Here is a 26072-nt window from a genome sequence, read left to right on the forward strand (position 1 = left end):
CGCCGAGCCCCGACCACCGATGCCACCGCCCGCGCCGCCACGTCCCGCCGTCAGCCCGCGTAGACGTCCTCGATGTACCGGCCCCGGTCCGTCAACGTCCGCAGCCAGCCGTGCGCTTCGTCCTCCCCGGCGCCCGGGGTGTGCCGCGTGTACAGGGCCCTGAGGGCGTCGCGCACACCCGGCGCCATGCGGCTGCCGTCACCGCACACATACACCGCCGCTCCCGCGGCCAGCAGCCGCCACACCTCGTCGCCCTCCGCCGTGACGCGGTCCTGGACGAACCGCAGTCCCTCGACCGGCGCTTCGCTGAAGACCGGCCGCAGGGAGACGGCACCGGCCCGCTCCGCGCCGTACAGCTCCTCGGCATGCAGGAAGTCGGCGTCCGGGGCGTCGCAGCCGAAGTAGCAGAGCGCCGGGGCGAGTTCGGCCCCCTCCGCCACCAGGGCCCGGCGGTCGGCGATGGCGCCGCGGAACGGGGCCAGCCCGGTTCCGGCCGCGATCATGATGACGGGCGTCTGCGCGCCGTGGCGGACGCGGAACGCCTCACGGCACGGCTGGATCCGGGCCAGCACGGTGTCCCCGGGACGTACGGAGGCCAGATGGCCGGATCCGGTGCCATGGAACGTACCGCGTCCGGAGCGTGCGGGCGCCCGGAGCACCGAGACCATCAGGTCGACACCACCGGGGCTGACCGCGGGGGAGGAGGAGATGGAGTAGTGGCGCGGCCGGATCGGCGGCAGCAGCTCCAGCGCCACCGGCAGGGTGAGCGCCTCCCGCAGGGCCGGGTGGTCCTCGATCAGATCCAGCACGGTGCGGTGGTCGGCGGAGCGCGCGGCAGGGTCCTCGGCCAGCCTCAGCAACTCCCGCCGCTCCGGCGGACAGGGGTTGAGCTCGGCCAGAGTGGTGAGCTGTGCGGCGGTCGGCCGGTCCTGGAGTTCGAGATGGCGGGTGAGCAGTTCACGGACGGTCAGCGGCCGGTCGATGGCGAGCCCGTCGTGGCGCGGACGGCGCGCAGTGACCCGGACGACCGTGTCCGGCTCGACGCCGAGGAGCCGGGCCACCCGCTCCACCAGGCCGGGGGCGTTGGCCGGGAGCACCGTCAGATGGTCCGCGGTGCGGTAGGCCATACCGTCCGGAAGTGCCAGCCGGACCAGCCGTTTCACCCGCGGATACGCCGGGTCGCTGAGGCTGTCCGCCCCGGTGACGGTCAGCTCCGTCATCCCGTGGCGGGCGGTCAGCGCGTCCAGCGGACCGCCGGTCACCTCGGTGACCGAATAGCCGGGGCCGTCGTCGGTCGTCTCCTCCCGCGGGGCGCCGACGGTGGCCGGGTCCCCGGCGGATGCCAGCAGCGCGGTGCGCAGCGCGGCGGTGAACTCCTTCACCGAACCGGCCAGATCACCCGAGGCGTCGGCCTCGGCGCGTGCCAGCAGCCGGGTGCCGCCGAGGGCCACGAGCCGTTCGTCGATCAGCGTGGGGATCCGCTGGTAGGTGGCGGACCAGTTGCGGTCGCCGACCCCCAGGACGGCGTAGGTGACACCGTCCGCCGCGCCGGGCTCGGCGCTCTCGAGCCACCGTACGAAGGCGGAGGCGTCGTCCGTGGGCTGCCCGTTGTAGGAGGCGGCGGTGATGACCACCGGCCGGTCGGTGGGCAGCGCGCCGGTGTGGGCGTCCAGCGGAGCACACGCCGTGGCACAGCCGATGTCCCCGGCGGTGTCGGCGAGCCGGGCCGAGAAGTCGCGGCAGGTGCCGTAGTTGGAGCCGTGGAGCAGCAGCAGCCCGGTGTCCGGCAGCACCCGTGTGGGCAGCGAGCCGTCCTCGGCGGCGGAGGTGTGCGGGACGGTGTCCGTGGGCAGTCCGGTACCCCGGTGCGTGCGGTCGGCGGCCGTACGCGGTACGAGGGTCAGGGTGAGGCCCTCGGGCTTGATGGTGAGTGTCTGCTTGAGCCGCAGCCGGTAGTCGTCGTGGTCGATCAGCCGGTAGCGGTGGACGAGCATACCGAGCAGCATCGTGGCCTCATGGAGGGCGAACTGCCGTCCGATACAGGCGCGTTCCCCGGTGCCGAACGGTTTGAACGCGTGCGGTGAACGGGCCGCCTCCGCCTCCTGGGTGAAACGGGAGGGGTCGAACCGCTCCGGGTTGTCACCCCAGACCGGGTCGCGGTGCAGCATCGTGGTGAGCACCCGGACGTCCTGTCCCGCGCGCAGTGGAATCCGGCCGCCCAGCAGGGTGTCCCGGCGTGGTGTGCGGCTGAACGACGGTGCGGTGGGCCACAGCCGCAGCGTCTCGTTGAGCACCTGCCGGGTGTAGCGCAGCCTGCCGATGTCCTCGAACGTCGGCTCGGGGTCACCGGTCCCACCCCACAGCCCGTCCACCTCGCGCCGCACCAGCTCCAGTGCGGTCGGATTCCTGGCCAGGAAGTACAGGGCGAACGCCAGGGTGCCCGAGGTCGTCTCGTGTCCCGCGATCAGGAAGGTCCGTCCGGTGGGGTGCCCGGGGCGGTACGTGCGGCGATCACCTCGTCCACCACCGAGGCCAGATAGTCGGCGTCCTGGCGGAACGCCTCGTCGCGCTCGCTGTAGTCGACCCCCGGCTTCCGGCTCAGCCCGGCCATCGACCAGGCCAGACAGCGCACCATCGCATCGACGAAGGGATGCGCCTCCTCGCTGTCGAAGGAGCCGAAGTCGAACCCGAATCCGGCCAGTCCGATGGTGTCCAGCGTCATCCGCGTCATATCGCCCGCGACATCCACGGGAGTGCCGGTGGCGGCGCGCCGGTCCCAGGCGGCGATCAGCCGGCGGGCGACGCGCAGCATCACCGGGTGGTAGGTGCGCATCGAACCCAGCGCGAACGCGGGCATGAGGATGTCATGCGCCTTGGCCCAGTTGGGCTCGTCGTTGAAGGCCGTGAACAGCCCGTCGCCGGTGAACTCGCGCACATGGCGCAGCCCCGGGCCGACCGCCTTGCCGAACCGCTGCTCGTCGGCCAGTTCGGTGACCAGGTCCAGGCCGCTGACGAACAGGGTGTCCTTGCCGTGCAGACGCTGTACGAAGGCGGGGCCGTGGCGCCGTGCCTGGTCCATCGCTTGCAGGGTGGGGGTGGCGGTCATGCCGGTGGCGGAGATGTCGACGACGGGAAGGCCGGGGTGGACGCCGTCGTGCGGAGGGAGGATGACCTCGGTCATGGAGAAGCCTTTCCCCGGAAGCCGGAAACTGCCGTGCGGGTGGATGCCGTTGGTGCGGCGTTTCCTTCAGCGTGGCCTTCCCGACGGGCCGTCCGCAGACCCGCTCCTACACGAATGTGTAGTGACCGGGGTCTCCTGACTCTTGCCCCCGCGCCGGATGCCGCTGTACAGCCCATGGGCAGACAGATGTGCTGAGAGCCGCGCCGATCGGCCCTGCTTACGGCCGGCCGTCGCCCGTACGGTGGCGCTCCGTCGGCGGGGACTCCGCCGTCGGCGGCCAGACACCGGTGTCCAGGACGCCCAGCACATAGGCGCGGGCCACCAGCGCCGTACGGTTGGCCACGCCCCAGCGGCGGGAGAGCTGGGAGAGGTGATAGCTGACACCGTCCGTGGTCAGGCCCACCGCACGGGCGATCTGGGCGGTGGTGGCACCGCCCGCCGCGAGCGCCAGGATGGCCCGCTCCATGGCGGTGACCTGCTCCGTCCGCGGTCGCGGGGGCTCGTCGGGAGTGTCATGCGTGCCGAGCACCCTCAGCAGCACCAGCAGCCACAGCGGCGCCTCGGGCGTATCGCTCACCGTGTCCGCGGTCAACTCCCCGTACCGCTCCCGGCCGTCGGGGCCGGGCCAGTGCACCAGGATCGGATACCGGGAGCGATGTCCATGGCGAATCGCCTCGACGATGCGCTGGACCTGCGCCACGGAACGGGGATGGAACAGCTCCAGCACATCACGGCCCCGGAGCCGCCCCGGGGTGGTGCGCCACTCCGCGCCCATGGCCGGATTGGCCAGCAGCACGGTGCCATCGGTACGGCACACCGCGGCCGGGATCGGTACGCGGTCGAAGACGAGCAGTGCGCGATTGCGCCACGCCGGAACATCCGCGTTGCCGAAGATCTCTTCCGGACCGACGTCCATCGCCCCACCGCGTCCTCCCGCCGCCCCACGCGGCTCCTATGAAGATCGTAGGGGCCCGATGAGGCCCTGACACGCCGACGAGGTGCCCGAAGACATGTGCGCGGGGGGTCTGCGCACTTCGTCTTCGGGCACCTCGCCGAGCTGGTGGGATCCCCGGCCGCCGCCGGGTACGGCACCGGTCCACGCCACGGAGCGCGGCCGGAACGTACGGCGGCGGACCACGGAAGGGGAACCGCCTGTCGGTGGCCGACCTCAAGTGCCGAGTCGGCCACCGGTCAGCCGTGCGAGAGGGCGACGGCGACGCGCGGCCCTCCGGCGCAGGACGACCACCGTGGCGGCCGCGGCGGCGGCCCCGGCACCGGTGGCGGCGGTCAGAACCTTGCGCGCCTTGATCACCATCCAGGCGGTACCGGCCGCTGCCGCGGCCTTCTTGGGTGCCTCGACCGCCGCGGTGCGACCGGCGGCGGCCGCCTTCCCGGCAGTGGCTTGCGCCTTTTCCGCGGCGGCGTGGGTGACGCGGCTCGCGGTGCGCGTCGTGGTCTCCGCTGCCTCCTTCGCGGTGTCCTCGGCCTTGTCCGCCGCCTCCTTGGCCTGAGAGGCGGTCGTCCCCTTTGCCTTGGCGGCGGTGGCCTTCGCCTTTGTGGTGGCGTTCCGGGCAGTGGTGTGTGTGTTGTTCCTTGTTTCGGCCATGGTCTCCGCGTTACCGGATGGCCCGGCTGCAAACGTCGCGGCGCGATTCGGGCGGGCGCACGCCGGTGTGCGGGTGTCGGCCGTGGTCGCTCGCGATCGTCCGCGGAGCCATGCGGACGAACATGGCGCCGTCCGTGGCTCCGTGGGCGGAGCCGGTGGCGAGTGCCATAGTGATCACCTGAGGCGGACCGCGCCGGGATCCGAGGAGGATGCGTATGGGCGAGACCCTGGGCGACATACTGGATGAGGCCGTCCATGGCCGGTTTCCACCGCCTGACGGCGGAACGACGGTGGTGCCGTCGCCGAGCCACCGGGACTCGGGGGTGGTCGCCTTCACGGCGCACTCGGTCGTGTTCACCGATGAGGATCCACGGTGGGTCAGAGACACCCTCGCGGGCATGGACTGCGATCCGCTGGCCGCCACCATGAACCCGCGCTTCCTGGGGGCGTTGCTGGACCGCACGGGGCGGTCCTTCGACACCATCGACCTGCTGACCGTCGCCGATCCTCTGCCGGGGGCACCCGCGCTGGAGCTCCACGAGATCGAGGACCCCGGCCATCCGCGGGTGAGCAGGGCGCGTAAGCGCCGCGACGAGGTGCGGGTGTGGGCGGCCGACGGTGGCATCGTCCTCCTGGGCCGCGGGGTGGCCGGTCGCTGGGAGACCGCCGTCGAGGTGGACGAGAGCGCCCGGGGGCGGGGGGTCGGGCGGGCGCTTGCCATCGCGGCCCGTCACCTCGTACCCGATGGGCAGCCGGTCTGGTCACAGCAGGCCGCGGGTAACGCGCGCAGCGTACGTGCCTTCCATGCCGCGGGGTTCCGGCCGGTGGGCGCGGAGGCGCTCCTCCTCGCCCGGTGACCACCGCGGGTCACAGCCAGCCGAGCGCTCCGAACACGATCAGACCGACCGCGTCCACACCGAGAATGGCCGACACCGTGATGGCCTTCGCGCGCACCGTGCGCATGTCGTGGACGGCGAAGCAGGCGATGAAGAAGGGCACATAGCCCAGGAGGAACACGAAGAGCGGGAAGCTCGCCTGCCACCAGGACCAGTCCCAGGTCAGGACGCCCGCCCGGTTCAGCAGGAGCTCGACGCCCACCGCCGCGGCGGAGTTCACCGCGATCAGCACCGGGCGATTGGGCATGCCCAGGACGCGCACCTCACGTGGTGGCAGGAACTTGGCCGCCACCACGCCCATGATGGCGAACATGAAGCAGATCTCGATGTTGAGCCCGATGAGGATCTGATACGCGGTCTCCCCCCGCGCGCCCCACATGGGGGCGCGGTCCGTGAAGTGGAAGACCAGTGAGTTCCAGATCTCGTTGAACCAGTCCATGCCCCATAGGGCGAGACCGGCGAACAGCACGTTCCAGTTCCTGCGTTCCACCTCGACGGCGTACACATACAGGACCACCAGCAGCAGCGGTATCACATACCACTCGAAGTGGCTCGCATCGCGGAGCTGATCGAGCGCAGCTCGGGCGTCGTCGGTCACCGTCCACCTTCCCGATTCTCTGGGTTCCGCAGTGCCGGTCCGTGCCACACAGCGCCACAGGTCCGCCTTACCAGTGGGTAACTATGGAGGTGGCCCCAGCCGGGGTCAAGAGCGACGCCGAACTCCGCGGGGCCGGGAACGCGGCAGATGGCCCAGCCGATCGGTGGTGAAGTGGCCCTGAGGAACGGGCCATCGCCCTCATAGGCTCGGGACGTGACCACACACCGCATCCTGCCGCCCGCCGGTCCGCCCCGGATCCTGGCTCTCGCGCAGCTCATCAACTCCATTGGCGACGGAGCGTTCTACACCACCTCGGCTCTCTACTTCACCACTGTCGTCGGTCTCGACCCGACGCGGGTCGGTATCGGACTCACCGTGGCCTGGGCGGTCGGCGCGGTGGCGGGCGTGCCGCTGGGGACACTCGCCGACCGGCGGGGCCCGCGTGGCACGGCGGTGCTGCTCGCGCTGGCCACCAGCGCGTCCGTGGCCTCGTTCCTCGCCATCCGGTCCTTCTGGCCGTTCCTGGTGGCGGCGTGCTGCTACGCCGTCGCGCAGTCCGGGCTCGCGGCCGCCCGGCAGGCCCTGCTCGCCGGACTGGTCGCGCCCGGTGAACGCACCGGTGTACTGGCCCATTTGCAGTCGACGGTCAACGCGGGGCTCGCGGTGGGGGCCGGGCTCGGCGGGCTCGCGCTGTACTCCGGCACCCGCTCGAGTTTCCTCGCCGTGTTCGCGGTGGACGCGGTGAGCTTCCTGGGGTGTGTCCTGGTGTTGCTGCGACTGCCCGTCGTCGCACCCGTGTCCGTCGCCCGGGGAGCGGCGCTCGCGGTGCTGCGGGACCGTCCGTTCACACTGATCACTCTGCTCAACGCGGTGCTGCTGCTGCGGATGCCACTGCTCAGCCTCGGGATACCGCTGTGGATCAGTGAGCACACCCGGGCGCCGGAGTGGCTGGTGTCCGTGCTGTTCCTGCTCAACACCCTGGCCGTGGCCGCGTTCCAGGTGCGCGCCGCGCGAGGGGTCTCCTCGACGGCCACGGCGATGGGCGCCGTCCGCCGGTCCGGATGGATCCTGCTGATGTCCTGTGTGGTGTGCGCGGTGTCGGCGGCCGATGTGCCGGTGTGGGTGGCGGTCCTGGTGCTGCTCACGGGCGCGGTGCTGCACGTCGTGGGCGAGATGCTGCACTCCGCCGGGTCGTGGCACATCGCCTTCGGCCTCGCGCCGGACGGCCGGGTCGGTGAGTACCAGGGCTTCTTCGGGACGGGGCTCATCGTGGCCCGCACGGCCGGACCCCTGCTGCTCACGGCGCTGCTGGTCACCTGGGGTGTGCCGGGATGGCTGACGCTGGGCGGGCTGTTCGTCGCCGCGTCGTACGCGATGGGACCGGCGGTGCGGTGGGCCGAGCGGTCGACGCCGGTCGCGCCGGTGCCCGCACCGTCCGGGACACCGGCTGCCGACCCCGTCCAGGGCTGAGGGTCCGTCTCCATCGGGGGAGGCGTCAGCGCCCGGGGCCGGGGGCTGGCAGTATCGGCGTATGGCTGAACAGATCATCGCCGCGTGTGACGGGGCATCGAAGGGCAACCCCGGGCCTGCGGCCTGGGCATGGGTCATCGCGGACAGTGACGGCACGGTGGCGCGCTGGGAGGCGGGGCCGCTCGGCACCGCCACCAACAACGTGGCCGAACTGACCGCGCTGCGCAAGCTGTTGGAGGCCACCGACGCGAACCATGCCTTGCAAGTGCGGATGGACTCGCAGTACGCGATGAAGGCGGTCACCACCTGGCTTCCCGGCTGGCGGAGGAAGGGATGGAAGACCTCCTCGGGCTCGCCGGTGGCCAACCGAGAGCTGGTGATGCGCATCGACGAGCTCCTGGACGGCCGGTCGGTGGAGTTCGTCTACGTGCCCGCCCACCAGGTCGACGGTGACCCGTTCAACGCGGCCGCCGACCAGGCGGCCAGCCACACCGCCCGTACCCAGGAGCCCGCGGGGACCTCCCTCGGATCCGCCCTGCCGCCGCCCGAGGCCCCGACGGCACGCGCGGGCCGTACCGGTGCGGCGCGCCCGCGGAAGGCGGCGGCACAGCGGGGGAGCGGCACCCGCTCGAAGGCGTCCCTCAAGGCGAAGTTCCCGGGCCGGTGCCGCTGCGGTACGCCCTACGGGAAGGGCGAAACGATCATGAAGAACCCCGACGGCTGGGGGCATCCGTCCTGCGCCACCGAGGCCGCGGCGACGGACTGAGCCATCCCGCCCGCTCGTGCCCGACCGGCCGGGCCCGGCGCCCCGGCCGGGACCGGCCGTCTTCCGCGATCGATGTCACCCGACCCCGGACCATCGTCCGCACCACCGATCAACCGCCGATCAACCGCCGTCCAGCGCGGCGAGCAGCGCCCTGGCTTCGGAGTGCAGTCGGCCGTCCGGCCGGTCCGCGGTCTCCTCCTCCGCGAGGTCCACATCCCGCTCGTACGGCTCGGCCGCCACCGGAAGGTCCAGCAGGGCCTGGGCGAACTCCCGTACGTGCGCGGCGTCGTCGAACGGGACGAACTCCCTGAAGACCGGTGGACCGGCCCACAGCAGCCACCGCCGCCCGTCCTCCGTCGGCTCGTACACCACGGAGAGCAGCGAGGGGGTCCCCTCCGCCGGGTCGTTCCGCCAGACGTGGATGAAGACCTGCTCGAACTCCGGGAGATGGGTGATCACTGTTGTACGCCCCCGTTCCCTCGTCCCGCCCCGGCCCTCATCGTGTCTCGGCGGCGGCCAGGACCTCGGCCTGACGGTGCGTCAGCCGTCAGAGCTGTTCCGAGCCGGAACAGCCTGTCGGCGCCGACGATCGCCCCGTCCAGCACGATCGCGTAGGAGAAGTCCCGCCCGTCCGCCCAGCGTTCCGAACGGCTGGCCAGGAAGCTGGCGGTCCTGTCCATACTGTGCTCGGCGACCCATCGCACCCACGGGCGCAGGTGTTCCAGCGACTCCTCGATGACCCGGAAGAGCTCCGGGAGGTCCTCCTCGCCGTTGAAGCGGCGCGGTGTCAGGCCGTCCAGCTCGATCACCTGCGGTGGGGGGTCCATGCGCTGTGGGAGGTCCATACCAGGAGGATCGTATGCGGCCGCCTCCGCGGGCAAAGGGATTCCCCGGGGCCGTGAGCGGAGGTTCAGTCGATGATCGCGGTGGCTTCGATCTCCACCAGATGCTCGGGTACGTCCAGCGCCGCAACGCCCAGCAGTGTGGCGGGCGGGACCGGTGTGACGCCCAGCTTCGCGGCCGCCCGGGTGACCCCCTCCATCAGCAGGGGCATCTTGCCGGGGGTCCAGTCGACGGCGTAGAGAGTCAGTTTCGCCACGTTGTCGAAGGACGCTCCGACCCCGTCAAGGGCGGTGGCGATGTTGAGGTAGCACTGCTCGACCTGAGTGGCGAGGTCACCTTCGCCGACCGTGACCCCATCGCCGCCCCAGGCCACCTGCCCGGCGATGAAGACCAGCTTCGATCCGGTAGCGATCGACACCTGATGGTAGACGTCGATCTTCGGCAATCCGTCGGGGTTCACCAGGGTGATGGCCATGCTGCCCGCCTCCTCGTCATCAGAGCCCTAGGGGCTCACTTCCACCGAACCACGACATCCGTGGTCTCTCGTGGTTACTCGAGAACCGTAGGAGAGCAGGCGCTGACCTGGAAGAACGCACTTTTTGGTGACTGGGGAACCTGAAGGTGACCCAGCAGTTCAGCGGCGTTGCCCACCCGGAATCCGCGCATGCCGGAGCGCGAGCCTGCCGCCGCCGCGGAGCCAGATGCCGCGCCCCATCACTGCGGTGTCGAGCTGGCGGTTCTCCGTCGCGGCATGGCCCGGAACCAGATGCCGGTAGGCCGCGGGGACCGTCACACGTCGCCTGTCAGGCGGGGGCGGCGGCGCGGGGCGGCAGATCGTCGAGGAGTCGAAGAGCGTCGATGGCGGCCGGGGAGAGCGGGGAATCCCCAAGTTCCGACAGCGGCAGCCAGGCCGTCGCGTCGGTGGAGCCCTCGGTCTCGACTACCGCCGGTGCGCCGCCGGTGAGGTCAACGGCGTAGAACAGCCCGGTGAGATGCCAGCTCACCCCGTTCCGGTGGACCGCGTAGGTCCGGGCGTCGAGCAGTCGGCAGGTGTCCAGCTCAAGGCCGGTCTCCTCGCGGAGCTCACGGGTCAACGCGTCCGCCACCGCGATCGTGTAGGCCGACACACGGGTCCGTACGGGTTCGTCCAAGGCCCCCACCCTTTCACCGCAGTTGGACGGCGTGCGCACTCTGGCCCGGACATGATCCCTTTCGCGTGGCGAACGCGCTCGGCGATTTCGCTCGGCAACAAGCACGGAGGTGGTCGCGGGTGTGAGGGGTGTCAGGGCGAGGTTCCCCGGGTGGTGGACCCCGTGCTACAACTGGTCTAAACCACTTGGCGGTGCAGAACCCTATGTCCGCCGCACCCCGGGTATCAGGACGCGGGCGTTTGCCGCGTTGTTCAGGAGGGCCATCGTGACCAGCGTGACGTCACCGCTTGCCGGGCGCGCCATCGGCTTGGCGGCAGTGCCGGATCCCGTCTTCTCGGCTGCGATGGTCGGTCCGGGTACCGCCATCGATCCGGTCAGGGAACCGCAGGAGGCGGTCGCGCCACTGGACGGCGTCGTGCTGTCCCTGCACCACCACGCCTTCGTTGTCGTCGATGACGAGGGACACGGGGTGCTGACCCATCTCGGTATCGACACCGTGCAGTTGGGCGGGGAGGGCTTCGAGCTCCTGGTCGGCAAGGGCGACACGGTGGTCCGCGGCCAGGCCGTGGTGCGCTGGAACCCGGCCGCCGTCGAGGCCGCGGGCAAGTCCCCGGTCTCCCCGGTCGTGGCGCTGGAGGCGGCGGCCGACTCCCTCTCCGACGTCCGCGCCGACGGCGAGCTGAAGCCGGGCGACGGACTCTTCCTCTGGACGTGACGCGACGGCCGTCGACGCGGCGGCACGCAGGACGACCAGCCCCGCGGCGCGGACGCCGCATGACCGGAGACAGGTGAGATGGGAACAACGCTGCGAGACGTCGGTGTGAGCCACGGGGCGGCGACCGGTGAGGTGCACCGGCCCGGCCGGATCATGGCCCGCGAAATGGCCGAGCAGCCCGAGGTGCTGCGCCGGATCCTCCACGAGGGCGCCCCGGGGATCCGGCGGATCGCGGACACCATCGCGGCGCGTCATCCGCGCTTCGTGCTGCTCACCGCCCGCGGCACCTCCGACAACGCCGCGCTCTACGCGAAGTACCTGATCGAGGTGGTGCTCGGCAGACCGGCCGGACTGACCTCGATGTCCACCACGACCGCCTACGGTGCCCGGCAGGACCTGACCGATGTACTGGTCATCACCGTGAGCCAGTCGGGCGGCTCCCCGGACCTGGTGGCCTCCACCCGTACCGCCCGTGCGGCCGGTGCGATCACCCTGGCGGTCACCAACAACGCGGACTCCCCGCTGGCCGCCGTCTCGGAGTTCCATATCGACGTACTGGCCGGGCCGGAGAAGGCGCTGCCCGCCACCAAGACCTACACCGCCGAGCTGCTCGCGCTGTATCTGTTCGTCGAGGGGCTGCGCGGCGGCGACGGCTCGGCCGCCAAGGTGCTGCCCGACATCGCCCAGCGGATCCTCGCGCGGCAGCCGGAGGTCACCACGCTGGCCGCGCGCTACCGCTTCGCCGAGCGGCTGGTGCTCACCTCGCGCGGCTACGGCTACCCGACCGCGAAGGAAGCGGCGCTGAAGCTGATGGAGACCAGCTACATCCCCGCTCTCTCCTTCTCCGGCGCGGATCTGCTGCACGGTCCGCTGGCGATGGTCGACAACGTCTCACCGGTGATCGCGATCGTCCCCGAGGGGAAGGGCGGCGAGGCGCTCCAGCCGGTGCTGGACCGACTGCGCGGCCGGGGCGCGGACCTGGTCGTCATCGGTGGCGAACACCAGGTGCGGCAGGCATCCGCGGGCTTCGTCCTGCCGACGGATGGCGTGGCCGAGGAGGTCCAGCCGATCCTGGAGATCCTGCCGCTCCAGATGCTGGCGTACGAGATCACCGTGGCCCGCGGCCAGGACCCGGACGCGCCCCGCGCGCTGGCGAAGGTGACGGAGACCCGCTGACGTCCACCGTCGGCGGGTCCGGTGCGGCCGGATCGTGCCGCCCGGATTCCCGTTTCCCTCGAGTCGCCGCGGTAACTCGCCCGACATGGTGCGATGCGGATACACGATGATGACCGAGCAGGCCGGCCCCCGCGAGCTCGTGGAACACGTCGTACGGGCCGAAGAGGTCGGCTTCGACTTCTCCGTCACCTCCGACCACTACTCGCCGTGGCTGGCCTCGCAGGGGCACTCCCCGTACGCCTGGAGTGTGCTGGGGGCGGCCGCGCAGGCCACCTCGCGCATCCCGCTGATGACGTACGTGACCTGCCCGACGACCCGCTACCACCCCGCCGTCGTCGCGCAGAAGGCCGCGACCGTGCAGCTGCTCGCGGAGGGACGCTTCCGGCTGGGACTGGGCTCCGGTGAGAACCTCAACGAGCACGTCGTCGGTGGTGGGTGGCCCAGCGCCGATATCCGGCAGGACATGCTCGCCGAGGCGATCACGATCATCCGCGAACTCTTCGAGGGCGGTCACGTCAACCACCGTGGTGAACACTTCGACGTCGAGTCCGCCAAGCTCTGGGACCTCCCCGACGACCCGCCGCCGATCGGCGTGGCGGTCTCCGGCGAGCAGTCCTGCCGCCTGGCGGGCGAGCACGCCGATCTCCTGATCGCCACCGAGCCCGAGTCCAGGCTGCTGACCGCCTTCGACCGGCACGGTGGCGCGGGCAAGCCACGCGTCGGGCAGCTGCCGGTGTGCTTCGACCGCGACCGCGACGCCGCGGTCGCGCGGGCGCACGAGCAGTTCCGCTGGTTCGGCGGGGGCTGGAAGGTGAACGCCGAACTGCCCGGCCCGGCCTCATTCGAGTCCGCCACCGCCTTCGTCCGGCCCGAGGACGTCGCCGCGTCCATCCCCTGCGGCGATGACGTCACGTCGTTCGTCGACGCCGTACGGGCCTACGTGGACGCGGGGTTCACCGAAGTGGCGCTGGTCCAGGTCGGCGGCGCCTCCCAGCTGCCGTTCCTGGACTGGGCGCGGAAGGAACTGCTCCCCGCGCTCCGCGAACTGTGACATGTGTGTCCGACTGACACGTGTGTCCGAGGCCGGAGGGTCGCCGGGCCACTCACGGCCGTGGTCGAAGCGGCCACCGCCGGGCCGCCCCCGGGGAGGCGGCCCGGCGCCGTCGGGCGCGTCCCTCGCGCCGGCGTGCGACCAGGCCGGCCACCTCGTGGTGGTGGCGCGATCGCACGCCGTGCGATGTGCGAGTCCTCGCGGACGGTGTGTACGCCGGGTAGGCCGTCAGCGTCCGGCGAACCGGTCCACCAGGACGTCGAGTCGCCGCGAGGCGTCGTCCCGGGGGAGTCGGCCCGAGCGGGTGAGCGCGACCTGCCCGTGCAGGGCGGACCAGAACACCTCGACGAACAGGGCCGGTTCGGTGTCGCCCGCGATATCGCCGAGGGTCTCGAGCAGCGCCCCGAACGCCTCGCGCAGTGGCCCCGGGGTGTCGTCGTCGGCGAATGGGAGACCCGTGTCGAGGAGAAACATCGCGTCGTAGAGCGCGGGGTTGCGCTCGGCGAAGTCGACGTAGGCGCCCGCGAGCGCGGCCACCGCGGCGCGTCCGGCCGGACGGTCCGCCACCGCCTGCCGGATCGCCGTCGTCAGCTCGGGGAAGCCCTCCAGGGCCACGGCCCCGACGATCTCCCGTTTGCCACGGAAGTGGCTGTAGAGCACGGGCTGGCTGTACTCGATGCGCTCGGCGAGCCGACGCGTGGTCACCGCGTCCCAGCCCTGGGACTCGGCGAGTTCGCGGGCCGTCGCGACGATCAACCGGTGGCGGTGGGCCCGCTCCCGCTCTTTGCGTTCCTGTACCGACATACCCCGGATCCTAGCACTGCTAGACATTCGAGCGGTGAGCGCCCAGCGTCGAACTGTGATCTAACGGCGCTGGAGTCGCGCCGGACTCCTCGGGAGGGGACATGGAGAGCACACTCGTCACGGTCGTGGTGGGTACATCGGCTCGGTCGTGCTCGGCGGCTCTGGGCGGGACTCGCGTCCTCGCCGCGGCGTTCGTCCTGCTGGTCCTCGGCCTCGTGTGAACCCGGCCGTCAACCGTCGCCCTCCACACATGCGTTCATGCTCGCAAGTGGGATCGACGGGGTGGACGGGTGCGGCTCAGCGGAATTCGCGGACCACCTGGATCTCATCGACGGCCGCCCCCGGTTCGTCCGGGCGGTGGCCCAGCGGGTTGAACGCCCCGCCGCGGGCGGCGAGATACGCCGCCTCGGCGCTCGTGCGGACCAAACGCGCGTCGATCGTGCCGCGGAGGATGAGGATGCGGTAGTAGAAGGGGGCGCTGAGGGCCGCGATGACCTCTGTGGCGTCGGCTTCCGCGGTGAGTTCGCCACGTGCGACGGCGCGGTGCACGAGGCGTGTGACGTGCTCGGTGCGGGCGGTGAAGGCACCGCGCACGATGTCCGCGATGCGCGGGTCATGTGCGGCCGCCACCACGACGCCCTCGATGAGGTGGCGATTGCGCGGCGTGGTGTGGAAGTCGGCGATGGCCTGGGCCAGTTCCCGCAGGTCCTGGCGGAGGTCACCGGAGTCGGGGGTGGGGATCGTGGTGCTCTGCTGGGCCAGCAGATCACCGATGACACCCTCGACGGTGCGCCAGCGGCGGCGGATCGTCGACACATGGACGCCGGAGCGCGTGGCGAGCCTGTCGAGGGTGAGCGAGCCGATTCCGGCGTCGTCGAGTTCGTCCAGGGCAGCCGTGAGGACGGCGGCGCGGGTGCGGGCGGTCCGTCCGCCCGGGCGGGTGGAGCCGTGAGGTGGTCGCTCAGTCATCGCTGCCCAACGTACACAACATGTTCACGCCCGGCCTCACCCCTCCACAGCTTCGATGGGCGTCTACGGGCTGGAACATTGCGAGTGCCACCGACCGCGGCGTCTCAGCCGTCGGCGAGGGTGGCCAGATAGGCGGGCCAGCTTCCGTGCACGGTGATGTCCGTCCCCGCCTCCGAGGATGCCGGGTCGGTGTGGAAGCCCACCACCCACATGCCGTCGGTGAGTTCGACGCGGCCGAGGTACAGGGGGGCAGGGAGGGCCGCGAGGAAGTGACCGAGGGCGCTGGGTGAGAGGGTCCACCGTTCGCCGGTGATCTCGGCGCCGTCCGGTGGGGACACGCGGAGCAGGCCGGGCTTGGGCGGGACGGTGTCCAGGGCGGTGAGGCGGTAGACGGGGGCCGTGCGGATCTCGCCGCGGTAGCGGGCTCCGGCGTCCGTGAGCTGGTGGTTCAGCGGCTGGCCGCGCAGGTGGGCGCCGAATACCGCCAGGTCGACGCCGTTGCCGGGATAGGGGACCGGGGCTTGTTCGGCGGTCAGGAGGGCCGCGATGTCGATGGCCGCTTGGTCCTCGAACGCCCGGGTGATGACGCTGACGCCGAATGGGCTGCCGTCCGCCTCGCCCGCCGGAACCGCGACGGCGGCCAGGTCGAGCAGGTTGACGAAGTTGGTGTAGGTGCCGAGGCGCGCGTTGAGGGCGATCGGGTCGGCCTGTACGGCGGCGATGTCCGGGTGTTCGGTGGTGGTCGGCAGCAGCAGGGCGTCGAAGCCGGAGAGGACACCACGGGCCGTCGCCCGGTAGCCGTCCAGGCGCTCCAGGTCGTCGACGAGCGCGTGGGCGGGGAGGGAGGCCGCGGCCAGGATGATGGCACCGACCGAGGAGTCCGCGGCGGAGGGGGCGTCGGCGATGAAGTCGCCGACAGCCGCGTACCGTTCGGCCACCAGGGCACCGTCGTACAGCAGCTTCGCGGCCGCCAGCAGGGGGCTGACATCGATCACCGCGGTCTCGGCGCCCGCGTGTTCCAGTTGCTCGACGGCCTCGTGGAAGGCCGCGCGGGCCTGGGCCGAGAGTGGTGCCAGGTCCTCGTCGCGGGGAAGGGCGACGCGGGGGTGCGGTGGTGCGGACAGGCGCACGTCGTCCGGCCAGGTGCGGCCGCGTGGATCGGCATCGTCCGGGCCCGTCATGCGCGCGAGGGCCCGCTGCGCCTCGGTGAGGGTGCGGGCGAAGACGGTCACCGCGTCGTAGGAGCGGGCCGCGGGCACCACACCGGTGGTGGGGACCAGTCCGAGGGTGGGCTTGATGCCCACGATGCCGTTGAGGGCGGCCGGGACCCGGCCCGATCCCGCGGTGTCGGTGCCGAGGGCGATGTCGGTGATGCCGAGCGCCACGGCGACCGCCGAACCCGAGCTGGAGCCGCCGGAGATCTTCTCGGGGCGCAGCGCGTTGCGGACCGGACCGTGCGGGCTGCGGGTGCCGACCAGACCGGTGGCGAACTGGTCCATGTTGGTCTTGCCGAGCACGATCGCCCCCGCGGCCATCAGCCGTAGCACCGCGGGCGCGGAGACACCGGGGGTATAGGCGTACGCGGGGCAGGCGGCCGTGGTCGGGAGCCCGGCGACGTCGATGTTGTCCTTGACCGCCAGCAGCGTTCCCGCGAGGGGCAGTTCCTCACCGGCGGCGACGCGGGCGTCCAGCGCGTGGGCCTCGGCCCGCACGTCCGCCTGCTCGCGAAGGGAGATCCAGATCTCCGGCCGGTCGGTCTCGGTGATGCGCCGGTAGGCTGCGGCGACGCGCTCAGCGCAGCTGGGCGGGGTCGGGGTCAGGGTCATGCGGCTTCTTCCCTCACGAGGACGGCCAGCGGGGTGCCGGCGTCGATCTGCTGTCCGGCGGTGACGAGTATGTCGGTGACGGTGCCGGAGGCCGGGGCACGTACCACGACCTCCATCTTCATGGCCTCCAGGACGACCAGCGGCTGGCCCGCCTCGACCGTGGCACCGGGGCCCGTCTCCACCTTCCACACGCTGGAGCTCAGCGGTGCCTCGACCAGCCGGGAGCCCGGTGGCGTGGCGACGGGGGCGAGGGCCGGGGCGGGTGTGGCGGGCGGGCGTTCGGTGAGTTCGCCGGACGCCTCCCAGGCATGGCGCTCGGCGGTGAACGCGGCGGCCTGGCGAGTGCGGAAGGCGGCGATGTCGTCGGCGTTCTCGCGGAGGAAGCGCTCGTGCTCGGCGAGGTCGAAGGTGCCGGGCCGGATGTCGAGTCCGGTGCGGCCGGAGGCCAGATCGGCGCGGATGTCGAGGAGTTCGGCGGGCGAGACCGGGTGCCAGATGATGCGGTCGAAGAAGCGCAGCAGCCAGGGCGTGCCGTCGGCGAACGAGCGGTGCGGACGCAGGCCGCCCCAGATGGGCACCGTACGGCCGATGAGCTGGTAGCCGCCGGGGCTCTCCATACCGTAGACGCACAGGTAGGAGCCGCCGATGCCGACGCCCGCCTCGGCGGTCCAGGTGCGGGCCGGGTTGTACTTGGTGGTCACCAGGCGGTGGCGTGGATCGAGCGGGGTGGCTGCCGGCGCGCCGAGATAGACGTCGCCCAGGCCGAGTACGAGGTATTCGGCCTCGAAGACGGTGCGCCGTACGTCGTCTGCCGAGTCCAGGCCGTTGATCCGGCGGATGAACTCGATGTTCGACGGGTTCCAGGGGGCGTCGTCGCGCACGGAGGCCGAGTAGCGGGCGATCGCCTCGTCGACGGTCGGGTCGTCCCAGGACAGCGGGAGGTGAACGGCCCGGCTGGGGACGGTGAGTTCATGGGCGGCCGGAAGGTGGTCCTCGGCCTCCTGGAGGACGGCGAGGAGAGTGCGCAGCGGCAGGGAGTCGGGGTCGGTGTGCAGATGCAGCGAGCGCACGCCGGGGGTGATGTCCACCAGACCGGGCGGACGGTGTGCGGCCAGATGCGTGGCCAGGGCGTGTACGCGCATGCGCAGGGCCAGATCGAGGGTCATGGGCCCGTACTCGACGAGGATGTTGTCGTCGGCGCCCCGCCGGTAGGTCACCTCGGGGGCGATGTCCGTGGCGGCGCGGCGGGCGAGGACACCGTCGTCACCGTCCGCGCCGTCGGTGGCGAGGGTGAGCAGCGCCGGGGTGCGGCGCAACGCGTCGGCCGTCGCCTCGGTGACGGGGACGAAGCGGACGGTGTCGCCGGGGCGCAGCTGACCCGCCTTCCACCGCTCGGCGCTGACGATGGTGACCGGGCAGGCGAAGCCGCCCAGGCTCGGTCCGTCGGGGCCGAGTACGGCGGGGGTGTCACCGGTGAGGTTGACGGCACCGACGGAGTACGCGGTGTCGTGGACGTTGGAGGGGTGCAGTCCGGCCTCGCCGCCGTCCCGTCGGGCCCAGGCGGGCTTCGGGCCGATCAGCCGGACCCCGGTGCGCGCCGACTGGGCGGACACCTTCCACTCGGCCGCGTACACGGTGGCCAGCCCCTCACGGGTGAGGAAGTCCGGCGCGGGGTGCGGGCCCTCGCTGACCGCGATCCGCCACTCCCTGGTGAAGTGCGGCCGGGCACGGGCCGATACGGGGGCGGGGGCGGGGCCCTCGCCGCCGTGGGCGGCCGGGCGCAGTACGTCGCCGGTGCGCAGGGCGCGGCCCGCGTGTCCGCCGAAGCCGCCCAGGGTGAAGGTGGCGGCGCTGCCGAGGTATTCGGGTACGTCGAGGCCGCCGCGGACGAGGACGTAGGTGCGCATCCCGGGCCCCTCGGCCGTGCCGACCTCCAGCAGCGCCCCGGCGGGCACCTGAAGCGGCTCCCACTGGGCCGCCGGGACGCCGTCGACCGTGACGGGAGCGGGGGCGCCGGTGACACAGACGACCGCGGGGCGGGAGAAGCGCAGCGCGGGGCCGTCGAGGGTGCACTCCAGACCGGGTGCGCCCTCGGGGTTGCCGAGTGCGGTGTTGCCGAGACGGAAGGAGAGGTCGTCCATCGGGCCGCTGGGCGGAATGCCGACCTCCCAGTGGGAGATCCGGCCTGGCCAGTCCTGGACGGTGGTCATGGTTCCGGGCCGCTCCACGTCCACGCGCGGGCGGTCATCGGCCACCTCGGCGAGGGTGGCGGTGGTGTGCCGGGCCGCGGCCATGTCCGGGTGGTGGCAGGCGGCCCGGAGCAGGCCGAGGTTGGTCTCGACACCGTCGATCCGGGTGTGGGCGAGGGCGTGGTCAAGACGGGTCAGGGCTACGGCCCGGGTCGGGCCGGTGGCGATGACCTTGGCGAGCATCGGGTCGTAGGAGGTGGACACCTCCTGGCCGGTCTCCACCCAGCTGTCCACGCGGACGTCGTCGGGGAACTCGACCCGGGTGAGGAGCCCGGCGCTGGGGCGGTGGTCGCGGGCCGGGTCCTCGGCGTAGACCCGGGCTTCGACGGCGTGGCCGTCCCGCGGCGGACCGTCGTCGGGTATCCCGTCGAGGAACCCGTTCTCGCCACGGGCCAGACGAAGCATCCAGCCGACGAGGTCGACACCGGTGATCTCCTCGGTGACCGGGTGCTCGACCTGGAGGCGGGTGTTGACCTCCAGGAAGGACGCCTCCTCGCGGTCGGCGTCATACACGAACTCCACGGTACCGGCGGACCGGTAGCCGACCGACGCGCACAACTCACGTGCACTGAAGTGCAGTTGAGCACGGACGGCCGGAGGCAGTCCCGGCGCCGGAGCCTCTTCGAGGACCTTCTGGTTGCGGCGCTGGAGCGAGCAGTCGCGGTCGCCGAGGCTGACCACCCGGCCGGTGCCGTCCCCGAAGATCTGCACCTCGACATGGCGGGCGCGGGTCACGTACCGCTCCAGGAAGACTCCGCCGTCACCGAAGTTGCCACGCGCCAGCCGGGTTACCCGGGCGAACGCCTCGCGCAGCTCCGCCGGACCGGCACACGCCTGCATCCCGATACCGCCTCCGCCGCCGGTCGCCTTGAGCATGACCGGATAGCCGGTCTCCTCGGCCGCGTGCAGCGCGCTCTCGGCGGTCGCCAGCAGCCCGCTGCCCGGCAGCAGGGGCACTCCGGCGTCGAGCGCGGCGGCGCGGGCGGTGTGCTTGGAGCCGAAAACCTCCAACTGGGCCGGAGCAGGGCCGACGAAGACGAGTCCGGCCTCCTCCACGGCGGTTGCGAACGCGGCGTTCTCCGACAGGAAGCCGTACCCCGGGTGGACCGCTCCCGCGCCGGTGGCCAGGGCCGCGTCCAGCACCTTGTCGGCCCGCAGATAGCTCTCGGCGGCGGGCGCCGGGCCGAGCCGTACGGCCTCGTCGGCCATCCGGACGTGGGGCGCGGTGCGATCGGCGTCGGAGTACACCGCCACGGTCCGCAGTCCGAGGCTGCGCGCGGTGCGGATGACGCGGCAGGCGATCTCTCCGCGGTTGGCGACGAGCAGGGTGTCGAACACAGCGGCTCCTCCGGGGCAGGACGGGGCGGGGCAGGGGGATGGTGTGTGTGGTGGACCGCCCGCCGGGCGGTGGACTCATATCGTGGAAGGCTGCGCGGGCAGTACGTGGTCACCGGCCCGGTCGGTGCTCAGGCACAGCGAACACACCACCGCCTGATGTGCCTGGCATGCCGTCAGATCCGGGCGCTCATAAGGCTGCTCGCACACATGGCAGTCGTAGGTGGCCGCGCTCGGGTTCCCGTCGGCGTCCAGGAGGGGTTCGGCGATACCGTCATCGGTGCGGCGCAGGTAGTACCTGCCTTTGGTGATGAGCGCCATCAGCGGGGTGAGGACGAAGGCGATCACGGCCGCGGCGACCGGGGAGTACGGCTGGAGGGCATCGCCGAGAAGGTGGAAGTACATGGCGATGGACAGGCCGGAAGCGGAGACGAACGCGACCACACCGACCGGGTTGACGGCGTGGAGCATGCCGCGGCGGAACTCGGGGGCGTGCGGGGAGAGTTTGAGCAGGTACTTGTTGATGAGGATGTCGGTGGCGACGGTGACCACCCAGGCGATCGCGCAGTTGGAGTAGAAGCCCAGGATGTCGTTGAGGAAGCTGAACATGTCGGCTTCCATCAGCACGAGCGCGAAGCCCAGGTTGACCAGCACGAAGACCATACGGCCGGGGTAGTGCCCGGTGACGCGGGTGAAGGAGTTGGTCCAGGCGAGCGAACCGGAGTAGGCGTTCGTCACGTTGATCTTGATCTGGCTGATCACTACCAGGACCACCGCCAGCGGGACCACCAGCCAGGACGGCATCATCGCGTCGAAAGCGCCACGGAACTGCTGGATCGGCTCGGGCGCGGCGGCGGGTCCCACCTCGGCCAGGATGTGGACGGCGAGGAAGACGCCGATGGCCTGTTTCAGCGCCCCGAGCACCACCCAGCCGGGACCGGCCGTCAGCACGGCGGTCCACCAGGCGCGCCTGTTCGCCGCCGTCTTCGGCGGCATGAAGCGCAGATAGTCGATCTGCTCGCCGATCTGGGCGATGAGGGACAGACACACGCCCGCGCCGAGAAGGACGGACGCGGTGTTGATACCGCCGTCCCCGTCCGTGCCCGCGTAGGAGAGGAAGCGGTCGACGGTGCCGGGGTCGGTGGCGACCAGGTACACCAGCGGAGCGACCATCAACAGCAGCCAGACGGGAGTGGTCCATACCTGGAGCGTGCTGAGCGCCTTCATACCGTAGATCACCAGCGGGATCACCATCAGTGTGGAGACGAGATAGCCCAGCCACAACGGCAGTCCGAGCCCGAGTTTGAGCCCTTGCGCCATGATCGAGCCCTCGAGGGCGAAGAAGATGAAGGTGAAGCTGGCGAAGATGACGCTGGTGAGCACCGAGCCGTAGTAGCCGAAGCCGGAGCCGCGGGTGATCAGGTCGAGGTCGATGTTGTAGCGGGCCGCGTAGTACGCGAGAGGGAGGCCGGTGACGAAGATGACCACGGCGGCGACGGCGATCGCCACCAGCGCGTTGCCGGTGCCGTGTGCCAGCCCGATTCCGGCGCCGATGGAGAAATCGGCCATGTAGGCGATGCCACCGAGTGCGGTGGTCGCCACGACCGTCGGTGTCCAGCGGCGGTAGCTGCGCGGTGCGAAGCGGAGGGTGTAGTCCTCAAGGGCCTCGTTTACCGCCTGGTCGGTGCCCGGGGCGCCGGGCGGCTCTGCCCGAGCGGTGTCATGCGCCGCCGTCGGCTGTGACTCGGTGGTGCTCATACCACGCCTCCTGGGAGTGCGATGGGTGGTGCCGGATGTGCCGTGCGGGCGGCCGGTTCCCCGTGCGACGTCGTCGGCGGGACGGGGGAGTGTCGGGACGGGGGAGTGTGCGGAGGGTGCGGGCGAAGGCCCCGCGAGGGGGGAGGAGAGGAGTTCAGAGCCGGTCCGCGTGCAGGGCCATCTGCGTCATGGCCCGCTGGGCGCGCTCCATCACCACGGCCATCGAGTCGCCGACGTGGGCGTGCAGAGCCCGGTAGCCCTCGTCGAGACGGCCGTCGCGGACCAGTTCCATGATCTCGATGTGTTCGGTGATGGTGGTCTCCACCCGGTCCCGGGTGAGGAAGTCGTACATCCGCACCCGGCGGATCCGTTCGCTGACCGCCACGAGCGCTTCCGTGAGAGCTGGATTGCCGGAAGCGCGGGACAACTCGGCGTGGAACCGCTCATCCATGACGACGAAGCGCGGATCCGGCGGCGGAGGGGACTCGCGCATCGCGTACCAGCGCTCCAACTCGGAGGTGAGGAGCGAGGGATCGTGCCGTACGGAGGAGTCCTCGATCGCGCGGGCCACCCCTCGCAGCTCCAGGGTGACCCGCAGTTCGTAGAGGTCCTTCAGCTGGGTGAGGTTGGGCACGGTGGCGAAGAGGCCGCCGTCACCGCGCTCGACCAGCCCGTCGGCGTTCAGCCGCACCAGCGCCTGGCGCACCGGTGTCCGCGACACCCCGAATCGCGCGGCGAGCCGCAGCTCGGTCAGCGATTCGCGCGGCCCGAACTCCCCGTCCAGGAGAGCGTTCCGCAAAGTGGCGTAGACCGTCTCGGCGAGCGAGGACACGGGCCGGGCCGCTGTCGCGGAGGCGGTGTCCAGCTGTGTATACAGCTCTGCATCCATAGGTGGAAACGCTAGGAACGGCGTGTTTCCCGGACGGCCGCGCTCCTGTGAAGGGCTCGTTTCGGAGACCTCACCGTGGCGGGTACCGGCGTCCGGCCACCGTTCCGGCGCCGGTACCGCCGCCCCGGGTCGAAGCCGCGCGTCCAGCCAAGGGCCACCGCCCGCTCGGGGCGTTGGGGCGACGGCGGCGGGGCGCTTCTAGTGGTGGAAGCGGGTGGTCTCCGCGAGCTCCGCGCGCGGCATGCGGGCCTGGTTCCTGGGAGAGGACTCGTCGGCGTAGCCGAAGGAGATACCGAAGATGAGCTTGTTGTCGCTGACCCCGAGCGTTTCGCGGAGGGTGTCGCAGAAGAAGCCCAGGGACGCCTGCGGACAACTGGCGACACCGTGGGAGGCCATGGCCAGCATCAGGGTCTGTGCGTAGATCCCGGTGTCATTCGCCATCCGCTCCTCCGCGTTCGGCGGCATGAACAACAGCGCCACATGAGGGGCGCCGAAGAACCGCAGGTTGTCCCGGATGATGACTTCGCGCGCCTCGTGGTCGTCCCGCGCGATGCCCAGTGAGGTGTACATCCGCGCCCCCATGTCGCGACGCCACCGGTCGTTGTTGCCCGAGTACATGTCGTCGCTGTAGGGGTAATCGAAGGTAAACGCGTTCTTCTCCTTCGCCGCGAGGAGCGCCTTGCTCAGCCGGTCCCGGGTGCCCCCGCTGGCCACCTCGACCAGCCAGGGCTGGCTGTTGGACGAGGAGGGTGCCGCACCGGCCAGTGTGAAGATGTCCTGGAGCGTTTTCTCGGGGACGGGGTCCGGGAGGAACGCCCGGGTGGTGCGCCGGCCACGGATCAGCTGTTCGGCGTATGCGGGCATCTGGGTGGTGGAGGACATGCGCATCACTTCCTTGAGGTCATGACGAGGGATGGGTAAGAAGGCCGGGCGGCATCGCGCGGTCCCGACGGATGGCCCGGACGTCCCCGGACGGCACTCCTCCGCGCTGCCTGCCCACAGCAACCCTCCCGGCGCCCCACCCCGGCCCGCCCGAGCAATTCCTACTCCCTTGAGGCTCCGGGCCCATGCCATGAGTAATCGCACGAGCACATCGTGGCCTCCACGGGGTCAGCGAACGCTCTTGATCGGCAGCACGGCCACGGCGCCGACGACCGCGAGCACCACCGCGGCGCCGAAGAGGGCGCGGTAGCCGCCGAGAGCGCTGATCAGGCCCGCGGCGACCACAGGGGCCACGGCAGTGGCCCCGTTGTTGGCGATGCTCAGGATGCCCATGTCCTTTCCGCTGTCCTCGGCGTTCGGCAGCACCAGTGTCATCAGCGCCTGGTCCACCGCCGCGTAACAGCCGAAGCCCAGACCGGCGATCGCGTAGAACACGTACATCGCGGTGACGGTGGGCCAGATCAGTGGCGCCAGCCCGGCGATGGCGATGGTCAATGAGGAGAGGAGCACGAACACCTTGCGGCGGCCGAGCCGGTCGGACAGGGCACCGGAGGGCAGGGTGCCGAAGATGACCCCCACCACCAGCACCAGGTTCAGCGCCGGGCTGAGCTCCGCGGCGTCGTCCAGGGACATGCCCACGTAGTCCTGGAGGATGTACAGCTGGTAGGTGAGGATCGCGTTGAAGCCGAGCACCATCGCCGTGCGGGCGAGGAACGCCCACGCGAAGTCCGGGTATCTGCGGGGACTCACCCAGAAACCACGGAGGAAGCGCCTCAGGTGGAACGGGGCCCGCGGTTCACCGGCGGTGGAGCGGTCGCGGGAGAGCAGTGCGAACAACCCGGCCGCGGCCACCAGGCCCACGGCGATCACCGCGTAGCCGACGGGGATCCGTGACACGAAGGCCGCGGCCACCAGCGTGCCTCCCACCGCACCCGCGAATCCCGCCAGTCCCATGAGGGCGGAGACGAAACCACGCTTCTCCGGGGGAGTCCGGTCCGGAACCAGCGCGTTGACCGGTGCGATCAGCACGTTGAGGAACATCTTCGTCAGCGCCCAGAACACCGCGATCCACACCAGTGATCCGAGGGCGCCGAGCGCCAACAGGGACACCGCGCTGCCCAGGCCACCGGCGAACACCCAGGGCGTGCGCCGCCCCCAGCGGCTGCGGGTGCGGTCCGACAGGGCACCGGCGATGGGATTGGCCAAGACGGTGACGGCAGCGCCGACCGCGGTCACCGTGGCCAGCGCGCCGACCTTGCCGTCGGGGGTGATCTCGGCGATCTGCTTCGGTATCAGGATCCCCAGCGCGCCTCCCAGGCAGATGTTGTACATGAGGGTGACGCCGACGACCGACGTCATCAGTGCGCCGTACCGTGCCTTCGGTGGATTCCCGGTTTCCGGCGGGGCGGTCGTGACGTTCATGGAGCGACTCCCTGAGGGTCTGGGGGTGGCCGCGCCGCCGGGCGGTGTGCGCAGCCCTCATCACACAGCGCACCGGGGCAGGCCGGGTGTCGGGCTGCCCGTTCCGGCAGGCACGCACCGGGCCATGGAGGAAGGCCACCACACAGGTGTGCTCCCACAGCGGTCGCAGAGGCGAGGAGTGAAGAGGTGTCGATCATTGGGACGCGGCGCGCCTCGTGGCCCGAGGAGCGCGTGTGCGGATACGCCGTGGCGTCCCTGCGGTGGGTGACGGCCCGCTCGGCGGGCCCCCGCTGCGCAAAGTGTTACCGGCCGCACGCGTTCGTGTCCAGATTGCGGACGTGGTGGCGGCGACCACATCGGGTGGGCGGACTGTGGTGGCGGTCCGCCGCACACGTTCGGCGCCGCCCGGCAGGGCCTCTCCGGCC

The 26072-nt window shown here is 71.3% G+C and carries 21 protein-coding genes and 1 pseudogene; 6 read left to right on the top strand and 16 right to left on the bottom strand.

What is annotated here, in order from left to right:
• Positions 1 to 50 precede the first annotated feature (50 nt).
• From AB0C66_RS28745 to AB0C66_RS28755, 3 genes and pseudogenes are all read right to left on the bottom strand, one after another.
• Positions 51 to 3181: pseudogene (locus AB0C66_RS28745) on the bottom strand (cytochrome P450).
• Positions 3182 to 3398: 217 nt separating this feature from the next.
• Complete coding sequence (locus tag AB0C66_RS28750) at positions 3399 to 4097, bottom strand: PAS domain-containing protein (RefSeq protein WP_362444755.1); 699 nt, start codon at positions 4095 to 4097, stop codon at positions 3399 to 3401.
• 252 nt (positions 4098 to 4349) lie between these two features.
• Positions 4350 to 4787: a hypothetical protein gene (locus tag AB0C66_RS28755; protein WP_362444757.1), complete on the bottom strand. Its 438-nt coding sequence runs from the start codon at positions 4785 to 4787 to the stop codon at positions 4350 to 4352.
• Positions 4788 to 5002: 215 nt separating this feature from the next.
• Here AB0C66_RS28755 and AB0C66_RS28760 point away from each other — a divergent pair, with 215 nt between their 5' ends.
• Complete coding sequence (locus tag AB0C66_RS28760) at positions 5003 to 5644, top strand: GNAT family N-acetyltransferase (RefSeq protein WP_362444760.1); 642 nt, start codon at positions 5003 to 5005, stop codon at positions 5642 to 5644.
• A gap of 10 nt (positions 5645 to 5654) precedes the next feature.
• Here the strand turns inward: AB0C66_RS28760 and AB0C66_RS28765 are convergent, their stop codons facing one another.
• Complete coding sequence (locus AB0C66_RS28765) at positions 5655 to 6281, bottom strand: hypothetical protein (protein ID WP_362444763.1); 627 nt, start codon at positions 6279 to 6281, stop codon at positions 5655 to 5657.
• Positions 6282 to 6494: 213 nt separating this feature from the next.
• Here AB0C66_RS28765 and AB0C66_RS28770 point away from each other — a divergent pair, with 213 nt between their 5' ends.
• Both AB0C66_RS28770 and AB0C66_RS28775 read left to right on the top strand, forming a co-directional pair.
• The gene (locus tag AB0C66_RS28770; RefSeq protein WP_362444766.1) at positions 6495 to 7751 is read left to right on the top strand and encodes an MFS transporter; all 1257 of its coding nucleotides are present in this window, start codon (positions 6495 to 6497) and stop codon (positions 7749 to 7751) included.
• 61 nt (positions 7752 to 7812) lie between these two features.
• Positions 7813 to 8517, top strand: a complete 705-nt coding sequence (locus tag AB0C66_RS28775; RefSeq protein WP_362444769.1) for a ribonuclease H — start codon at positions 7813 to 7815, stop codon at positions 8515 to 8517.
• Between the two features lie 120 nt (positions 8518 to 8637).
• Here AB0C66_RS28775 and AB0C66_RS28780 read toward each other — a convergent pair whose 3' ends face one another.
• From AB0C66_RS28780 to AB0C66_RS28795, 4 genes are all read right to left on the bottom strand, one after another.
• The gene (locus AB0C66_RS28780; protein ID WP_362444772.1) at positions 8638 to 8976 is read right to left on the bottom strand and encodes a hypothetical protein; all 339 of its coding nucleotides are present in this window, start codon (positions 8974 to 8976) and stop codon (positions 8638 to 8640) included.
• Positions 8973 to 9362 (bottom strand): hypothetical protein, encoded by a 390-nt coding sequence (locus tag AB0C66_RS28785; RefSeq protein WP_362444774.1) that lies wholly within the window; start codon positions 9360 to 9362, stop codon positions 8973 to 8975. The genes AB0C66_RS28780 and AB0C66_RS28785 overlap by 4 nt, the downstream gene beginning before the upstream one ends.
• Positions 9363 to 9427: 65 nt before the next feature.
• Positions 9428 to 9835 (bottom strand): RidA family protein, encoded by a 408-nt coding sequence (locus AB0C66_RS28790; RefSeq protein WP_362444777.1) that lies wholly within the window; start codon positions 9833 to 9835, stop codon positions 9428 to 9430.
• A gap of 328 nt (positions 9836 to 10163) precedes the next feature.
• Positions 10164 to 10511 (bottom strand): NUDIX domain-containing protein, encoded by a 348-nt coding sequence (locus AB0C66_RS28795; protein WP_362444780.1) that lies wholly within the window; start codon positions 10509 to 10511, stop codon positions 10164 to 10166.
• Between the two features lie 265 nt (positions 10512 to 10776).
• On the opposite strand from AB0C66_RS28795, the gene AB0C66_RS28800 reads away from it, so the two are divergent.
• The 3 genes from AB0C66_RS28800 to AB0C66_RS28810 all read left to right on the top strand — a co-directional run bounded on the left by AB0C66_RS28800 (position 10777) and on the right by AB0C66_RS28810 (position 13453).
• Positions 10777 to 11226: a PTS glucose transporter subunit IIA gene (locus AB0C66_RS28800; protein WP_362444783.1), complete on the top strand. Its 450-nt coding sequence runs from the start codon at positions 10777 to 10779 to the stop codon at positions 11224 to 11226.
• A gap of 153 nt (positions 11227 to 11379) precedes the next feature.
• Positions 11380 to 12402 carry an SIS domain-containing protein gene (locus AB0C66_RS28805; RefSeq protein ID WP_362444926.1) on the top strand — a complete coding sequence of 341 codons (1023 nt, stop codon included), beginning with the start codon at positions 11380 to 11382 and terminating at the stop codon, positions 12400 to 12402.
• 85 nt (positions 12403 to 12487) lie between these two features.
• Positions 12488 to 13453 (top strand): LLM class F420-dependent oxidoreductase, encoded by a 966-nt coding sequence (locus AB0C66_RS28810; RefSeq protein WP_362444786.1) that lies wholly within the window; start codon positions 12488 to 12490, stop codon positions 13451 to 13453.
• A 228-nt stretch (positions 13454 to 13681) separates the two neighbouring features.
• Here the strand turns inward: AB0C66_RS28810 and AB0C66_RS28815 are convergent, their stop codons facing one another.
• From AB0C66_RS28815 to AB0C66_RS28850, 8 genes are all read right to left on the bottom strand, one after another.
• A complete protein-coding gene (locus AB0C66_RS28815; RefSeq protein ID WP_362444789.1) occupies positions 13682 to 14257 on the bottom strand; it encodes a TetR/AcrR family transcriptional regulator in 576 nt (191 codons plus the stop codon).
• A 297-nt stretch (positions 14258 to 14554) separates the two neighbouring features.
• Positions 14555 to 15226, bottom strand: a complete 672-nt coding sequence (locus AB0C66_RS28820) for a TetR-like C-terminal domain-containing protein (RefSeq protein WP_362444791.1) — start codon at positions 15224 to 15226, stop codon at positions 14555 to 14557.
• Between the two features lie 104 nt (positions 15227 to 15330).
• Positions 15331 to 17052, bottom strand: a complete 1722-nt coding sequence (atzF, locus tag AB0C66_RS28825; protein ID WP_362444794.1) for an allophanate hydrolase — start codon at positions 17050 to 17052, stop codon at positions 15331 to 15333.
• On the bottom strand, positions 17049 to 20639 hold the full coding sequence (gene uca, locus AB0C66_RS28830) for an urea carboxylase (RefSeq protein ID WP_362444797.1): 3591 nt from the start codon (positions 20637 to 20639) through the stop codon (positions 17049 to 17051). Before uca ends, atzF begins: the two co-directional genes overlap by 4 nt.
• Before the next feature lie 75 nt (positions 20640 to 20714).
• Entirely contained in the window at positions 20715 to 22394 is a 1680-nt protein-coding gene (locus AB0C66_RS28835) for an allantoin permease (RefSeq protein WP_362444800.1), read from the bottom strand.
• Between the two features lie 154 nt (positions 22395 to 22548).
• Positions 22549 to 23283: a GntR family transcriptional regulator gene (locus tag AB0C66_RS28840; RefSeq protein WP_362444803.1), complete on the bottom strand. Its 735-nt coding sequence runs from the start codon at positions 23281 to 23283 to the stop codon at positions 22549 to 22551.
• 198 nt (positions 23284 to 23481) lie between these two features.
• The gene (locus AB0C66_RS28845; RefSeq protein WP_362444806.1) at positions 23482 to 24165 is read right to left on the bottom strand and encodes a nitroreductase; all 684 of its coding nucleotides are present in this window, start codon (positions 24163 to 24165) and stop codon (positions 23482 to 23484) included.
• A gap of 228 nt (positions 24166 to 24393) precedes the next feature.
• Positions 24394 to 25647, bottom strand: a complete 1254-nt coding sequence (locus tag AB0C66_RS28850; RefSeq protein ID WP_362444809.1) for an MFS transporter — start codon at positions 25645 to 25647, stop codon at positions 24394 to 24396.
• Positions 25648 to 26072 lie beyond the last annotated feature (425 nt).

The organism is Streptomyces sp. NPDC048636, from assembly GCF_040650655.1.
Classification (GTDB): domain Bacteria; phylum Actinomycetota; class Actinomycetes; order Streptomycetales; family Streptomycetaceae; genus Streptomyces.

Bases quoted from the DNA above. Each gene is read 5' to 3' on its own strand.
- AB0C66_RS28750 (WP_362444755.1), bottom strand. From the start codon at position 4,097: ATGGACGTCGGTCCGGAAGAGATCTTCGGCAACGCGGATGTTCCGGCG.
- AB0C66_RS28755 (WP_362444757.1), bottom strand. From the start codon at position 4,787: ATGGCCGAAACAAGGAACAACACACACACCACTGCCCGGAACGCCACC.
- AB0C66_RS28760 (WP_362444760.1), top strand. From the start codon at position 5,003: ATGGGCGAGACCCTGGGCGACATACTGGATGAGGCCGTCCATGGCCGG.
- AB0C66_RS28775 (WP_362444769.1), top strand. From the start codon at position 7,813: ATGGCTGAACAGATCATCGCCGCGTGTGACGGGGCATCGAAGGGCAAC.
- AB0C66_RS28785 (WP_362444774.1), bottom strand. From the start codon at position 9,362: ATGGACCTCCCACAGCGCATGGACCCCCCACCGCAGGTGATCGAGCTG.
- AB0C66_RS28790 (WP_362444777.1), bottom strand. From the start codon at position 9,835: ATGGCCATCACCCTGGTGAACCCCGACGGATTGCCGAAGATCGACGTC.
- AB0C66_RS28805 (WP_362444926.1), top strand. From the start codon at position 11,380: ATGGCCCGCGAAATGGCCGAGCAGCCCGAGGTGCTGCGCCGGATCCTC.
- AB0C66_RS28810 (WP_362444786.1), top strand. From the start codon at position 12,488: ATGGTGCGATGCGGATACACGATGATGACCGAGCAGGCCGGCCCCCGC.
- AB0C66_RS28815 (WP_362444789.1), bottom strand. From the start codon at position 14,257: ATGTCGGTACAGGAACGCAAAGAGCGGGAGCGGGCCCACCGCCACCGG.
- AB0C66_RS28820 (WP_362444791.1), bottom strand. From the start codon at position 15,226: ATGACTGAGCGACCACCTCACGGCTCCACCCGCCCGGGCGGACGGACC.
- atzF (WP_362444794.1), bottom strand. From the start codon at position 17,052: ATGACCCTGACCCCGACCCCGCCCAGCTGCGCTGAGCGCGTCGCCGCA.
- AB0C66_RS28835 (WP_362444800.1), bottom strand. From the start codon at position 22,394: ATGAGCACCACCGAGTCACAGCCGACGGCGGCGCATGACACCGCTCGG.
- AB0C66_RS28840 (WP_362444803.1), bottom strand. From the start codon at position 23,283: ATGGATGCAGAGCTGTATACACAGCTGGACACCGCCTCCGCGACAGCG.
- AB0C66_RS28845 (WP_362444806.1), bottom strand. From the start codon at position 24,165: ATGTCCTCCACCACCCAGATGCCCGCATACGCCGAACAGCTGATCCGT.
- AB0C66_RS28850 (WP_362444809.1), bottom strand. From the start codon at position 25,647: ATGAACGTCACGACCGCCCCGCCGGAAACCGGGAATCCACCGAAGGCA.